General features: G+C 72.2%; 8 protein-coding genes. 6 read left to right on the plus strand and 2 right to left on the minus strand.

What is annotated here, in order from left to right; genetic code table 11:
* The coding region (locus P3L51_RS16050; protein WP_354605896.1) for a condensation domain-containing protein at positions 1–556 on the minus strand (556 nt) is incomplete at its 3' end.
* Positions 557–623: 67 nt separating this feature from the next.
* Complete coding sequence (locus P3L51_RS16055; protein ID WP_354605897.1) at positions 624–2,603, minus strand: AMP-binding protein; 1,980 nt, start codon at positions 2,601–2,603, stop codon at positions 624–626.
* 303 nt (positions 2,604–2,906) lie between these two features.
* Here P3L51_RS16055 and P3L51_RS16060 point away from each other — a divergent pair, with 303 nt between their 5' ends.
* From P3L51_RS16060 to P3L51_RS16085, 6 genes are all read left to right on the plus strand, one after another.
* Positions 2,907–3,695, plus strand: a complete 789-nt coding sequence (locus P3L51_RS16060; RefSeq protein ID WP_354605898.1) for a thioesterase II family protein — start codon at positions 2,907–2,909, stop codon at positions 3,693–3,695.
* Positions 3,692–6,799 (plus strand): condensation domain-containing protein, encoded by a 3,108-nt coding sequence (locus P3L51_RS16065; RefSeq protein ID WP_354605899.1) that lies wholly within the window; start codon positions 3,692–3,694, stop codon positions 6,797–6,799. Before P3L51_RS16060 ends, P3L51_RS16065 begins: the two co-directional genes overlap by 4 nt.
* 47 nt (positions 6,800–6,846) lie before the next feature.
* Complete coding sequence (locus P3L51_RS16070; protein ID WP_078078457.1) at positions 6,847–7,047, plus strand: MbtH family protein; 201 nt, start codon at positions 6,847–6,849, stop codon at positions 7,045–7,047.
* Between the two features lie 33 nt (positions 7,048–7,080).
* Positions 7,081–11,532 carry a non-ribosomal peptide synthetase family protein gene (locus tag P3L51_RS16075; protein ID WP_354605900.1) on the plus strand — a complete coding sequence of 1,484 codons (4,452 nt, stop codon included), beginning with the start codon at positions 7,081–7,083 and terminating at the stop codon, positions 11,530–11,532.
* A 71-nt stretch (positions 11,533–11,603) separates the two neighbouring features.
* Positions 11,604–12,608: a guanitoxin biosynthesis L-enduracididine beta-hydroxylase GntD gene (gene gntD, locus P3L51_RS16080; protein ID WP_354605901.1), complete on the plus strand. Its 1,005-nt coding sequence runs from the start codon at positions 11,604–11,606 to the stop codon at positions 12,606–12,608.
* Positions 12,609–12,688: 80 nt separating this feature from the next.
* The gene (locus tag P3L51_RS16085; protein WP_354605902.1) at positions 12,689–15,274 is read left to right on the plus strand and encodes an amino acid adenylation domain-containing protein; all 2,586 of its coding nucleotides are present in this window, start codon (positions 12,689–12,691) and stop codon (positions 15,272–15,274) included.
* Positions 15,275–15,332: the final 58 nt, after the last annotated feature.

A 15,332-nucleotide genomic window follows, 5' to 3' on the forward strand; every position in this document is an offset into this window, starting at 1 on the left:
CGTACAGGGCGCCGAGTTCGGCGAGGAACACTCCGAGGGACCAGCCGTCGGCCACGATGTGGTGGGCGAGCAGCTGGAGGCGGGCGGTGCCGTCGGCGAAGGTCCAGACGGCGACGCGCCACAGCGGGCCGGTGGCGAGGTCCACGGGGTCGGCGGCGCGGGTGTCGGCGGCGGCGCGGGCCCGGTCGCGGCCGGCGTCGGCGCCGAGGTGGCCGAGGTCGGTGGCGGTCAGGTCGGGTGCGGCGTCGGCTTCGGGTGTGACGGCGCAGGCGGTGCGGTCCCCCTGGGGGAAGGTGGTGCGCAGCACGGCGTGCCGCCGGGCGAGTGTGCGCAGGGCGGCGGCGAGGCGGTCCGTGTCGACGGGGCCCCCGACCTCGGCGTCGAAGCGCAGGATGTTCGCGGCCGTGCCCGGGTGGATCTCCTCGAACAGCCGCAGGCCGAGCTGGATGGGGCTGACCTGGGGGTCGACGGGTGCGGTGGCGTCCGGTGTGCGGGCACGCCAGCGGGCGAGGAGGTCGCGGCCAAGGTCGGCGGGTACCTGAGAGTTGTCTGACACAGGCGTCGTCCTCCGTTTCGTCACCGGACGTGGTCCTCCGCTTGGTTGCCGGGTGTGGGTGTCGGCCTCACTCGTGGGACATCAGGGTCTTGACCCGTTCCAGTGCGTCGGCGGGGGGCACCCCGTCGTCGGCCCAGCGCTGGGCCAGGCGGGCGGTCAGTTCGCGGGGCGACTGGGCTCGGAGCACGTCCTCGACGCGTACGGGGAGGGTGAGGGCGTCCTCGACCACCGCGGCGATCTCGGCGGCGCGCAGGGAGTCCCCGCCCATGGCGCTGAGGGTCTCGTCGGGTCCGCAGGAGGGGACCTGGCAGACCGCGGCGAAGATGGAGGAGAGGAAGAGGGTGATGAGTTCCGCCTCCTCCGCGGTGGCGGTGGCCGGTGTGGCGGTGACCGCGGTGCCGCCGAGTTCACCCGCGAGGTGGCGGGTGCGGGCCAGGGAGTGCTGGATCTTCCCGCTGGTGGTGCGGGGGATGGTGCGGGGCGGGCAGAGGACCACGGTGTGCACGCGGACTCCGGTGGCGGTGAGGACGCGGGTCCGGATGTCGGCGGCGACGGCCGCCGGGTCGTGGTCCCTGCCGACGACTTCGACGGCGATGACGACCTCTTCGTCGGGGCCGCTGAAGGCGGCGGCGGTGGGCCGTACGGCGGGGTTGTCCTCGGCGGCGGCCGAACAGAGGTCGTGGGCGTGGTGGTTGACCCCGTTCTGGATGAGGACGTCCTTGCGGCGGCCGGTGACGGTGAGGTGTCCGGCGCGCAGCCGGCCGAGGTCGCCGGTGCGCAGGTGGCGGGTGCCGTCGAGGAGGCCGAAGAGTTCGCTGTCGGGGGTGCCGGTGCTGTTCCAGTAGCCGCCGCTGATGCTGGGGCCGCTGATCCAGATCTCGCCCTCGGCGCCGTCGGGGACGGGCGTGTTGGTGTCGGGGTCGACAAGGGCGAGGGTGTGTCCGTCGATGACGGGGCCGCAGTCGACACGGCCGTCCTCGTCGACGATGTCGTGGGCGGTCCAGTGGCGTCCGGTGACGATGAGGGTGGCCTCGGCCAGTCCGTAGCAGGGCAGGAACGCCTCGGGGCGGAAGCCGTGGGCGGCGAAGCGCTCGGTGAACCGCTGGAGAGTCGCGGGCCGGATCGGTTCCGCGCCGTTGAAGGCGAGGCGCCAGGTGCTCAGGTCGAGTCCGGTGAGGTCGCCGGTGGCCGCGCGCCGGTCGCACAGGTCGTAGGCGAAATTCGGACCGCCGGTGTGGGTGATGCCGAGTTCGCTGATCTGCCGCAGCCAGGAGAGCGGACTCTTGAGGAAATGTACGGGAGACATCAATCGGACCGGAAATGCGCCGTGGACGGGCGTGAGTATGAATCCGATGAGCCCCATGTCGTGATAGGGCGGCAGCCAGGATACGACTCGCGCGGTTTCGTCGAGCTGGAACACCTCGGTAATCGCCTTGATGTTGGCGAGAAGATTCCGGTGTTCCAGAACGACGCCTTTGGGCTGTCCGGTGCTGCCCGAGGTGTACTGGATGAGTGCGGTGTCCTCGGGGACCGCGGCGGTACGCAGCAGTTCGGCGAGGACGTCAGGATCAGGGCCCCCGGCCCCGGCCGGGCCGGCGGTCTCATCGACGGTGTCTTCGAGTGTGAGGACCCGTGGCAGGTCCTCGGCTCGCAGGCCCGAGGTGAACAGTCCGAGCACCAGCGGGTCGGCCAGCAGGGTGGTGGCCCGCGAGTCGTCGAGGATCCGGGTGAAGCGGGCCGTGATGCGGTCGGTGGAGCCGAACAGCGGCGGGTAGGCCGGAACGGCGGGCACGCCGGCGAGGAGACAGGCCCAGACGGCGACGACGAAGTCCAGGCCGGGCGGGTAGAGCAGCAGGGCGGGGCCGTTCTGTCCGCCGTCGGCGCGCAGTCGCGCCGCCGTCCTGGTGGCTCGGGTCAGCAGTTCCCCGTACGTGAGGCTGTCCACTCGCCCGTCGTCGTGCAGGTACTCGTAGGCCGTCTGCTCGCCTCGGGTGGCGGCGTGCCCGACCAGGGTGTGCACGAGTGTGGGGCGGGCGGGGATCGGCATCGGCGGACTCCATTCCCTCGGCCGCGGGCGGCCCGGTGTCGGATCGACGTATCAGGGAGAGTGCGGGGTTCGGTGGTGACTCGGCGCGAAGGCGACACACTTCGGCGCCGATGCAATTAAAAGCGTGCTGTCTCTCACTCGGCTCTCAGTTCCTTATCGCTCGCCTCTCAGGCCGGTATGCGGTCATTGAGCGCCCTTGAATGAAACTGGTATGGATAGGATTCCGCACTGCGATCCGGTCGGTGAATCTGATCCGGTGGTGCCGATCCAGCACATTCTCGCGTTCTGTGTTCGCCATCTCCGATGGAGGTAGATGTGCGCCCGACCCGGCCGAGTGGTTCCCGTTGGTTCAGATCTTTCGGTGAAGTGGCCGATCCGGTCAGCGAGGTGGTGTGCTTTCCGCATGCCGGGGGCAGTTCCGCGGTGTTCCGGAGCTGGCACCGATACACCTCGGCGCTGAAAATCACCGCGGTGCAGCTGCCGGGCCGGGAAGTGCGGCTCGGGGAGCCGCCGTTCCAGGAGATGACGGCGCTCGTCGACGCGTTGGCGCCCGCGCTGAAGCCACTGACCCGCCGGCCGTACGCGTTCTACGGGCACAGCATGGGAGCGCTGGTCGCCTTCGAGGTGCTGCGGCGGTTCGTGGACCTGGAACTGCCGCTGCCCGTCGCGTTGTTCGTGTCGGGGCGGGACGCCCCGCAGTACGCGGACCAGGAGCAGGTGCACCACCTGCCGGACGCGGAGCTGCTGGACCGGTTGCGCGCCTGGGAGGGGATGGAGCCCCAGGAGCTTTCGCAGTACGCGGAGTTGGTGGCGCTGATGCTGCCCACCATCCGGGCCGATCTGACCTTGGCGGAGACCTATGGACATGTGCCGGGGCCCCCGTTGCCGGTGCCTGTGCGGGTGCTGCGCGGTACGCGGGACCCGCTGGTGCGGCCCGGGGACGCGGGCTGGGCCCGGCAGACGTCGTCGGACTGTTCGGTGCACGACTTCGACGGAGGTCATTTCTTCGTGCAGGACCACGAGAGGAGCGTCGTGACCTTCATCGAGACGGCACTTGGCGTATCAGCCGCGAAGGAGGCGGGGACCCAGTGAGCAGTTCCTCGTACGCCGGTGGTGTCGGCAGCGGCGAGTCCCGCGACTACAGCGACTACTTCGTGCTGCCGGCCGCGCCGGCGCAGCGCAGCCTCTGGTTCGTCTGCCAGCTGAATCCGCCGAGCAATGCCGCGTACAACGTGGTGAGCGCGGTGCGGCTGACGGGCGATCTGGACATCGTGCTGCTCCAGCAGGCGGTCAACGCGGTGGTGGCGCGGCACGAGAGCCTGCGCACCGGAGTCGGGCTGGTCGACGGTGATCCGCACCAGTTGGTGCTGCCGGAGGCGCTGGTGTCGCTGCCGGTGGTCGACTGCGCGGCCCTGTCGCCCGAGGCGGCCGAGGCGCGGGTGCAGCGGCTGGCCCGGGAGCAGGCGGCGCTGCCGTTCGCGCTGGACGCGCCACCGCTGCTGCGGCTGGTCCTGGTGAGAGAGGCGCCGCGCAGGCACACCATGATCGTGACGATCCATCATCTGGTGTGCGACAGCTGGTCGATGGACGTGTTCTTTGGCGATCTCGCGGACGCCTACCGGGGGTTGCGGGAGCGCGGCCGGGCCGGTTTCGGCGATTTGCCGGTGCAGTACGCCGACTATGTCGGCTGGCTGGACGAGCAGTTGGCCGGCGACCGGATGGATGGGATGGTCGCCCACTGGCAGGAGGCGCTGGCCGGTACGACGCCGCTGGAGCTCCCGGTGGACCGTCCCCGGGATCAGGGGCGCGGTGGGGACGGCGGCCGGGTGGAGGAGCGCCTGGACGGTCCGACGACGGCCGCGCTGGAGGAGTTGGCGAAGCGGTCCGGCGGGACGCTGTTCATGGTGCTGCTCACCGGTTTCATGGCGACGCTGGCCCGGGTGACGGGCCAGGAGGACGTGGTGGTGGGCACGCCGGTGGCGGGGCGGCACCATCCGGACGCGGAGCGGCTCGTGGGGTTCTTCGCGAACACCCTGGTGCTGCGGGCCCGGTTGCCGTTGCGCGGCGGGTTCGAGTCGGCGGCCGGGGTGGTGCGCGACGCCTGTCTGGGCGCGTTCTCGCACGACCGGATGCCGTTCGACCGGCTCGTGCAGGCGATTCGGCAGACCCGGGCGCTGGACCGCAATCCGCTGTTCGACGTGATGTTCTCGATGCCGAACACGCCTGCGGCGGAGGTGCGGCTGCCCGGCCTGACCATGGCGCCGGTGGAACTGACCGGGACGGCGGCCAAGTTCGACCTGTGGCTGACCGTGCTGCCGGACGGGGACGGGCTGCGGCTCCAACTGGACTACGACCGGGGCCTGTACGACGAGGCGAAGGCGGCGCGGATCGTGGAGCTGCACCGGCTGGTGCTGGCGGACGCGCTGCGGGACCCGGCGGTCCCGGTGGGGGCGCTTCCCCTGGCGGTGGACGCGGACGCGGCGGAGTCGGCCGCCGTGCCGGCGGCGGCCGGGCCGCCGGTCGCGGTCACGGTGCCGGGGCTGTTGGCGGAGCGCGGCGCGGACGACATGGTGCTGTCCTCGGCCGACGCCGTCCTGACGCTGGGTGAGTTGCGCGAGTGGTCGGCGGTTCTGGCCGGTCGGCTGCGGGCGGAGGGGATCGCCGGACCCGGGATGCGGGTGACCACTCCCCCGGTGCCGTCGGCGGCGTTGATCGCCGTGTTGCTGGCGGCGTTCGAGGTCGGCGCGGTGCCGGCGTACGGACAGCGGCACGACCGGGCGGGTGCGTTCGTCCGGCGGTCCGAGGAGGAGCCGGGCGGCTGGCTGATCACCACCGGGCCGCGGTTCGACCCGGTGGCGGACGCAGGCGCGCCGGGGCCCGACGCGCCTGCCTGGTGGGCCGGTGACGGGGGCTCGGACGGGTCCGGGGCGATGCTGTCGCACGGGGCGCTGGCCGCCGCGCTGGCCACTGTGGCGGAGCGGCTGTCGGTGTCTGCGGAGGACGATGTGCTGCTGCTTGACGGCGGTGCCCCGCCGTCCCTGGTCGATCTGCTGATGCCGTTGGCGCACGCCCGCAGCCTGATGCTGTCGGGGGCGCAAGTGGCACCGGCCGGGCCGCCCGCCGCGTTCGTACTGGCCGATCCGCCGACCTGGCGGCGGGTGTTGACCGAGGGCTGGGAGCCTCCGCCCGGGGCCAGGCTCGTGTGTGTGGGCGAGGTGCTCGCCCCCGACCTGGTGAGCATGCTGACGCGGACCGGCGGCACGGTGTTCCTGGGCCGCCCCGGCCCGCATCCGATGGCGGTGCCGGCCGCGCTGGCCCCACTGGACGAGGGGCGGGCGCGTCGGCTGGGACCGCCGCCGGCCGGGGTGGTGCGGAGCCTGCTGGATGTACGGGGTGCGCCGGTGGCCGACGGTCTGGTCGGCGAGCTGTACGTCGCCGACGAGACGGGCGCCGCCGTACCGGTGGGTCTCCGATGCCGGCGGGTCCGGGACGGGGCCCTGGAGGCGGTCGGGCCCGGTGAGGGCCGGCTGTTCGTCGGGGACCGCGCCGTACCGGCGGCGGCCGTCGAGCGGGTGCTCACCGGTTTCCCGGGGGTGGGGACCGCCGCGGTGACCACCGACGCCGGCGGGGCCCGGCTGATCGCCTGGCTGGTGCCGGACGGGACCGTCGCGGCCGGCACCGAGCGGGAACGTGAGGCGTTCGCCGCGGACATCCGCGGCCGGGCCCGGTCCGCGCTGCCCGGCTACCGCGTCCCGGCGGTCTTCGGGGTGCTGGACGAACTGCCCGTGGGTCCCGGTGGCGAGCCGGATCGGGGGGCGCTGCCGGAGCCGCCGGAGCAGGCGCCGCGCGACCCGGTGGCGGAGGTGGCGCCCCGCAACGGGGTGGAGCGCCGGGTGCTGGCGATCTTCCAGAACGTCCTGGGGCTGTCGGTGGTCGGAGTGCACGCCGACTTCTTCGGGCTCGGCGGGCACTCCCTGCTCGCCGCGAAACTGCTGAGCCGTGTCCGGGCCGAGTTCGGCCTCCAGGTTCCGGTGCGTGACTTCTTCCGGCTGCCGACCCCGGCCGGACTGTCCGAGGCCATCGAGGAACTCGAGCGGGCCCGCGACCGCAGGCCCAGCTCCGACGAGGCGCTGCTGGCCCAGCTCGCCGGGATGTCCGACGACGAGATCGATCAGCTCCTGCGCCATCTGAACTGACCGCGGGACATCCGAACCGACCACACGACACACCACGAGGAGCCCTCATGGGTATCGACGACGCCGACACCGTCTTCCAGGTCGTCACCAACGAGCAGGACCAGTACTCGATCTGGTTCGCCGACCGCGCGGTGCCCGCGGGCTGGGCCGCGAACGGTCCGGCCGGCACCAAGCAGGAATGCCTCAAGCACATCGAGCGGGTGTGGACCGACATGCGTCCTCGTTCGGTCCGCGAACGCTCCGCCTGATCGCATCCGACAGCTAGGACGGGAGTCCACCGAATGAGCGGGCAGCAAGAGATCAGTTCCCTGACGTCCGACGAGAAGCGCGCGCTCCTGGCGGGCCTCCTGGACGCATCCGCCAACATCACCAGCAACCTCACCCTGGAGCAGCGCCGCCTGTGGCTGCTGATCCAGCTGGACGAGAAGCGGCCCTGGCAGACCAGCGTCGCCGTACGGCTGACCGGCCGGACAGACCCGGCCGTACTCCAGCAGGCACTGTCGGCGAGTGTGCAGCGCCACGAGGTGCTGCGTACCACCTTCCGTACGGTGGACGGCCACCCGCTGGCGACCGTCAGGCCGGTGGCGTCACTGCGGCTCCCGGTGGTCCAGGTGGACCCGGACCGGCTCGACGCCGAACTGGCCCGGATCGCGGCCTCCGAGACCCGCCGCCGGTTCGATCTGGCGCAGGGTCCGCTGGTGCGGGCGAGCCTGCTGCGGCTCGGGGAGGCCGACCACGTACTCCTGCTGACGGTGCATCAACTGGTCGCCGACCGGCGCTCGGTACGGCTGCTCACCGACGAGGTCCTCGCCGGGTACGCGAACCTGCTCGGCGGGACCGCGGAGGTCACCGCTCTCGCCGCCGAGCCGCAGGCCCTCGCCACCGCCCAGCGCGCCTGGCTGTCCGGCGACGACGCCGAGAAGGACATCGAGTACTGGCGCGCCCGTACGACGGGCCTGAGCACCCTGGAGCTGCCCACGGACCGGCCGCGGCCGCCGGTGAAGACCATCGACGCCGATGTGGTGACGGTGCCCGTACCGACGGAACTGCGCGCCGAGCTGGACGCGTTCACGGCCGGCACCGGCAACCGGCTGTCCCGCCTGCTGCTCGCCGGGTACACCGCGGTGCTGTCCCGGCACGCCCAGCAACAGGGGTTCGCGGTCGGCGTACCCGTACCGCCGTCCTGGCAGGACGGCGCCGGCGATCTGGTCGGCCCGCTGGAGAACACCCTGCCGGTGCGCTTCGACCTGGAGGCCGGCGAGACACTGACCGGGCTGCTGCGGCGGACCGATTCGGCCCTGGACGAGGCGCTGGCGCACGGCCGGCTGCCGTTCGAGCAGATCGTGGAGGCGGCGCGGCCTGCCCGCGATCTCAGCCACACCCCTCTGTTCCAGGCCCTGTTCGGCTTCGAGGAGGAGTGGAGCAGCCGGGAGCTGCCGGGCGCCGTCGCCAGTCCGCTGAACCTGCCGGTCACCTGGACCCCGCACGACCTCGACCTGTTCGCGGTCCGCCGCGACGGGGAACTGTCGCTGCGCGTCCACTTCAACACGGCGCTGTTCGACCGTGAGACCGCCGAGCGACTGCTGGACCGGCTGCTGCTGCTCCTGAAGTCCGCGGTCGCCGAACCGGACCGGCCGCTGGCCGACTTCTCGCTGCTGTCCGGCCCGGACCAGGAGCGGCTCGCCGCGTGGAACGCGACCGGCGCCGAGCACGACGGGCCGCGCCTGCTGCACGAGCTGGTCGAGGAGGCCGCGGCGGCCCACCCGGACACCCTCGCGCTGACCTCCAGCGCGGCGGAGCTGACGTACGCCTCGCTGGACCTGCGGGCCGAGGCACTGGCCGCGCGGCTCGCCGAGCTCGGTGCGGGCCCGGAGACCCTGGTCGGGGTCCTGGCCGACCGGTCGGTGCACACCATGGTCGCGCTGCTGGGCGTGCTGAAGTCGGGGGGCGCGTACGTGCCGCTGGACCCGTCGTACCCGGCGGACCGCATCGCGTCGATCGCCGAGGACGCCGGGATCTCCCTGGTCGTCGGTGACAAGGGGGCGCTGGACGGGCTCGCGGGCAAGCTGCCGGACCTGGAGCGGGTGGCGGTGCCGACCGCCGATCCCGAGGGCCCGGTGACCCGGCCCTCCGTGGAGGTCGCGCCGGACAGCCTGGCGTACGTCATCTACACCTCCGGGTCCACCGGCCGCCCGAAGGGTGTGGCGGTGGAGCACCGGCAGATCGTGCACTCCACGCTGGCCCGTTCGGTCATCGAGGCCCCGGGACTGCCGGAGCGCTATCTGGTGCTGGCTCCGTTCACCTTCGACGCCTCGGGCGGCGGCCTGTACTGGACGCTGCGCCGCGGCGGCACCGTCGTCGTGCCGAACGGGACGGAGGTCCTGGACCCGCGGCTGCTCGGTGCGCTGATCCGGGCCAAGGAGGTCACCCACGTCGACGGTGTGCCCTCGCAGTACGCGGTGCTGCTGGACGCCGAGCCGGCGGCGTTCCCCTCCGTACGGACGACCGTACTGGCCGGTGAGGTGCTGCCGCCCAGCCTGGTCGAGGCGCACCTGCGGCGCTCCCCGAAGGTGGCGCTGTTCAACGAGTACGGTCCGACCGAGGCCACCGTCTGGGCGTCCGTCCACCCGGTGACCGCGACGGACGCGGCGTCCGGCCGGGTGCCGATCGGCCACCCGATCCCCAACACCCGCCTGCACCTGCTGGACAAGCGGCTGAGCCCGGTGCCACCCGGCGTGCCCGGTGAGCTGTACATCGGCGGCGGCGGTGTGGTCCGCGGTTACGTCAACCGGCCGGGGATGACGGCGGGGAGCTTCCTGCCCGACCCCTTCTCCGAGGAGCCGGGAGCCCGGCTGTACCGGACCGGGGACCTGGCCCGCTACCGGCAGGACGGCAGCGTCGAGTTCCTGGGACGGGCCGACACCCAGATCAAGATCCGTGGCTTCCGGATCGAGCTGACCGAGATCGAGAACGTCCTGCGGCGGCACCCGCTGGTCGCCGAGACCTCGGTGATCGCGCGGGAGGACCAGCCGGGCGTGCAGCGCCTGGTGGCGTACGTGGTCCCGGTCGTCGGCCGGGTACTGACCAAGGAAGCCCTGATCAAGCACGTACTGGCGCAGGTGCCTGACTACATGGTGCCGGGCGCGTTCGTGACGCTGGAGCGGATACCGCTCACCCCGAACGGCAAGGTGGACACCGCGTCACTTCCCGCGCCCGACCTCGGCATCGAGGACTTCGTGGAGCCCGGGACCCAGCTGGAGGCGGAGATCGCGGAGACCTTCTGCGCGCTGCTGGGCGTGCCCACGGTCAGCGCGGTGGCCGACTTCTTCGAACTCGGCGGGAACTCGCTGCTGGTGGCGCGGCTGACCGCGCAGCTGGCCCGGACGCACGACGTGACCCTGCCGGTGGAGCAGATCTTCCGGGTGCCCACGGTGGCCGGCGTCGCCGCGGCGATCGAGGAGGACCGGCGGCAGCGGGACAACGTGGACAGCGAGGTCCTGTACGCGCAGCAACTGGAGGAGCTGCACGAGGAGGTCCGGCTGCCCGAGGAGATCACCCCCGGGGACCTGCCGCACTCCGAGTGGTTCAACCCGCGACACGCGCTGGTCACCGGTGCCACCGGCTATCTGGGCGCGTTCCTCGTGGTGGAACTGATCAAGAGCACCGACGCCCTCGTGCACTGCCTGGTCCGGGCGGAGAGCGAGGACGCGGCGTGGGAGCGCATGGAGCAGACCCTGCGCACCTACCACGCGTGGGACGAGTCGTACCGCTCCCGGATGCGCATGGTCATCGGTGACCTGGCCAAACCGCGGCTCGGGCTGAGCCCGGAGGAGTTCGCGGCCTGCGCGTCCCGGATCGACGTGATCTACCACAGCGGCGCGGTGGTCAACTTCACCTACCCGTACGAGGCGGCCCGGCCGGCCAACGTCGAGGGCACCAAGGAGGTCCTGCGGCTCGCCACGACCCAGACGCTGAAATCGGTCCACTTCATTTCCAGTGTGGACGTGTTCATGGGCAGCGGAGCGGAGCGGCCGTTCACCGAGGTGGACCTGGACAGCGGGCCGATCCGGATTCCGACCGGCTACCCGCGCAGCAAGTGGCTGGCCGAGAAGATCATGTACATCGCCCGGGACCGGGGCATCCCGCTGACCGTGCAGCGCCCGTGGATGATCACCGGCCATGCCGAGACCGGCGCTTCGCACCACACCGACTACCTGTACGTGTATCTGCGGGGCTTCCTCGACCTCGGGGTGCTGCCGCTCTACAACGACGTCATCAACGCGGTGCCGGTGGACTTCACGGCGCAGGCCGTCGTCTACACCTCCCTCCGGGAAGAGAACTTCGGGAAGAACTTCAACATCACCAACCCGGCACCCACCACGATGCAGCAGTGCTACCAGTGGCTGCGGTCGTTCGGCTACAACCTCGATGTCATCGACGAGGAGGACGCCAGGCAGCGGGCGCTGAACGTCGGCGAGGACCATGTCCTGTTCCCGATGACCCCGCTACTGCGGGTCGCCACGATGCGGCACGCCGCGCTCGACCCGGAGCTGCAGAAGCAGATCAATCCGATGGACGAGTGCCGGGTACTGACCGAGGCCCTCGAAGGTTCGGGCATCAGCTGCCCGCCGGTGGCCGAGGAGTGGGCGCACTCCTGCTTCCGGTTCCTGGTGGAGGGCGGATACCTGCCCGATCCCGAGACCTTCGTCGTGCCGCGGGACACCGTCAACTGACCGTCAGGACAAGGAGGACTCGTGACAGCACGAGGATGCTTCCCTACGGATCGTCCGGGAGATGAGTGCCGATGATCCGTTACGTGGACCTCGACGCGGCCGAAGGGGCCGCTCTGGACACGCTCACCCGCTCGGTCCTGCGGGACCACGGGACGAGCAGCGCCCCTGCCCTGCTGGACGACCTGCCCGTGCAGGCCCACCGGCTGCCACCGCGCCTGATCCGGGAGCTGCGGGAGTTCCGGAACGCGGAGACGGCCTCCTGCCTGGTCGTGCGGGGCCTTCCGGTGGACGACAACCGGCTCGGGCCGACCCCGCTGGACTGGCGGGAGCCACCCAGGGAACCGGAGTCGGCGGTGCATGAGGTGTCTCTCATGCTGACGACCGCGCACCTCGGAGACCTGTTCGGCTGGTCGACCCTCCAGAACGGGAGGCTGGTGCACGACGTGCTCCCGGTCCCCGCGCACGAGAACGACCAGAGCGGCCACGGCACGGTGGAGCTGGCCTGGCACACCGAGGACGGCTTCCACCCCTACCGCTGCGACTACCTGCTGCTGCTGGGACTGCGGAACCATGACGCGGTGCCCACGGTGGTGGCCGGGGTGGACGAGGTGACGCTGACGGACGAGCAGCGGGAGGTGCTGAGCCAGTCCCGGTTCCTGATCCGTCCGGACACCGAGCACCTCAAGCACGCCCGGAAGCTCACCGAGAACCGGGGCAGCCTGCACGCGGTGCAGCGGATGCAGGACGATCCGGAGCCCGTCGCCGTGCTGTTCGGGCATCCGGACCGGCCGTACCTGCGGATCGACCCGGCGTTCATGTCGCCGCTGCCGGGTGATCAGGAGGCCGCGGCGGCGCTGACCGCGCTGACCGGGGAACTGCAACGGAACCTGGCCGAAGTCGCTTTGAATGCCGGTGACCTGCTGGTGATCGACAACTACCGTGCGGTGCACGGCAGGAGCGCGTTCAAGGCCCGGTTCGACGGGACGGACCGCTGGCTGAAGAAGGCGGTCGTCACCCGGGACCTGCGCAAGTCGCGGGCCCACCGGGGGACTCCGGCGGAGCGCGTCCTGCTCTGACGGGCCGCGGGAGCAGACAGAGGCGGCCGGGCAACCGTCCGGCCGCTTCACCACGACAGCACAACAGGAGGAAGCGAGCCATGTCCGCGTCCGTACCCATGTCCGTTCCGGCAGTCGTCCCTGCGGCTGTTCCTTCGGCCGATCCGGCGGGTCTCCCGGCGGGCGGCCGCGCCGGTCTCACCACCGGCACCTGGGTGGTCGACGGCCGGCCGGACCTGCGGGCGCTGCGGGCGCGGGTCGCGGCCCGGGTTCCAGAGGTCCCGCTCACCGTGCACGACCTGGTGACCGGCGGGACGGACAGTACGGAGTGGGGCGAACTGGTCCGGGAGGAGACCGCCGCCGCCGAGGCGGAACCGGGGCCCGCCCGGGTGCTGCTGGCCCGGCTCGGCGAGGAACGGTTCCTCCTGGTGGTGGTCACCGCGGACCCGCTGCCCCCGGCGGCGGTGATGCGGTGGCTGCTGACGGACGAGACCCCGTTCCCGGCAGCGGCCGAGGCCGGACCGCAAGGTCGGTTACCGGACTTCGCCGGGGCGCGGAGCACCCACGCCGAGGGCGCGGCGCCGGAGCCGGCCACCATCCTGGGTGGCGGTGGCCGGGCCTCCGGGAACGCGCGGACCGTGCGGGTCCCGGCCGGCCCGGCCGTCGCACGACTGCGGGCCGCCGGGGTACCCGTCGAGGCGGCTCTGGCCGCGGCCGTCGCGGTGCTCCTGGTCCGCTGCGGCGGCTCGCCCGGAACAGCGCTGGTCGTCGCGTCCGACACCCCCGTGGCGGTCACACCGCGGGTGATCGAGACCGTGTCCGGCGCCGCCGCTCTGCGGCGGGCCGGAGAGGCGGTCGCCTCCGGTGTCCCGATCCCCCAGGGGTTCCGCGCGGCGCTCGCGCTGGCCCCCGGCGGCGAACCGGAGCCGGTGCGGGTCGGCGCGTACACGGCGCTGCCGGTCCGGGTGGCGGACGCGGTCGCCCATCACGGGCTGCTGGTCCTGCTGGAAGGCGACCGGCTGCGCGTGGACCACGACACCGGTCTGTACGAGGAGAACGCCACCGCCACCTTCGCGCAACGCCTGCTCGCCGTGGTGGACGGGCTGCTCGACGACCGGCCGGTGCACGAGATCGACGGCATCACCGCGCCGGAGCGGTCCGCGCTCGACGACTGGTCGCACGGCGCCGAGCTGTCCTTTCCCTCGGTCTGCCTGCACACCCTGGTCGAAGGACACGTCGCACGGACCCCGGACGCTCCGGCCGTGCTGTGCGGGGACACCGAACTGACCTACCGTCAACTGGATGAGGGCGCCAACCGGGTGGCCCGGCAGCTCCGCGCCGCCGGGGTCGGCCCCGGCCGGCTCGTGGCCCTGCTCACCGAGCGCGCCGCCTGGTCGGTGACCGCGATGCTCGGCACTCTGAAAGCCGGCGCCGCCTACGTCCCGATCGAGCCGACGTACCCGCCCGAGCGGATCCGGCACATCCTGACCGACTCGGGGGCGGTGGCACTACTCGCCCGCCGGCGGCCGGAATTCTCCGTCCCGGTGCCGGTGCTGCCGGCCGAGGGGGCCGCCGGGCTGCCCGGCACCTCCCCCGGCGTGCGGGTCACCCCCGACGACCTGGCGTACGTCATCTACACCTCCGGCTCCACCGGCGAACCGAAGGGCATCGCAGTGCACCACCGGGCGATCGTCGCGTCCACGGCGGCCCGCGCGGTGGCCGGCCCTCCGCCCGGCCGGGACCTGGTGCTGCCGCCGTTGTGCTTCGACGGGGCGGCGGGCGGCATGTTCTGGGCTCTGACCGGCGGCGGCGCGGTGGTGCTGCCGACCGAGACCGAGGCGCACGACCCGATGGCGCTGCGGAAGCTGCTGGAGCTCGCGGCCGTCACACACATCCACGCGGTGCCCTCGCACTACCGGATCGTGCTCCAGGTCGCGGACCGGAACGTGCTCGGCCGTTTCTCGATGGTGGCCGTGGGCGGGGAACCACTGAGCCCGGAGATCGTCGGCGAACACCTGCGGCTCTGTCCGGACGCGCCACTCTTCAACGACTACGGGCCCACCGAGTGTGCGGTGTGGGCCACCACGCACCGCTGCGGCCCGGCCGAGGCGGCCGGTGCGGACATCCCGATCGGACGTCCGGTGCCCGGTTACCGGGCGTACGTACTGGATGCCCGGCTGCGGCCCGTACCGCCCGGGATACCGGGCGAGATCCACCTGGGTGGTCCTGGGGTGGCCCGTGGCTACCACCGGCGCGCGGCGCTGACCGCGGAGCGGTTCCTGCCGGATCCGTTCGAGCCCGGCGGGCGGCTGTACAGAACCGGGGACCGCGGGTGGTGGGGGAACGACGGCCGGCTGCGCATTCTCGGCAGGGTGGACCACCAGGTCAAAGTGCGCGGGTTCCGGATCGAACTGGGCGAGGTCGAGAGGGCGGTCCGCAGACACCCCGCGGTGACCGATTGCGCAGTGCTGCTCCGGCGGGAGGCCGCAGGGGAACGGCTGGTCGCGTTCGTGGTGCTGGGAGCCGGTGCGACGGCCTCGGAGTTGCACGAGAGAATAGCCGAGACTCTCCCCGGGCCGATGCGCCCCGACCACATCACCGTGCTGCCGGAACTGCCGAGAACGCCGGGTGGAAAGGTCGACGCACTGGCCCTGCGAACGATGGCGATTTCAGGCCAGTGCCCATAGATGCCGGGCGATCGGCGCCCCGCCGATAACCATCTTCGAGGAACCGCCCCCGTTCAAG

Source organism: Streptomyces panacea, assembly GCF_040560175.1.
Lineage (GTDB): Bacteria > Actinomycetota > Actinomycetes > Streptomycetales > Streptomycetaceae > Streptomyces > Streptomyces panacea.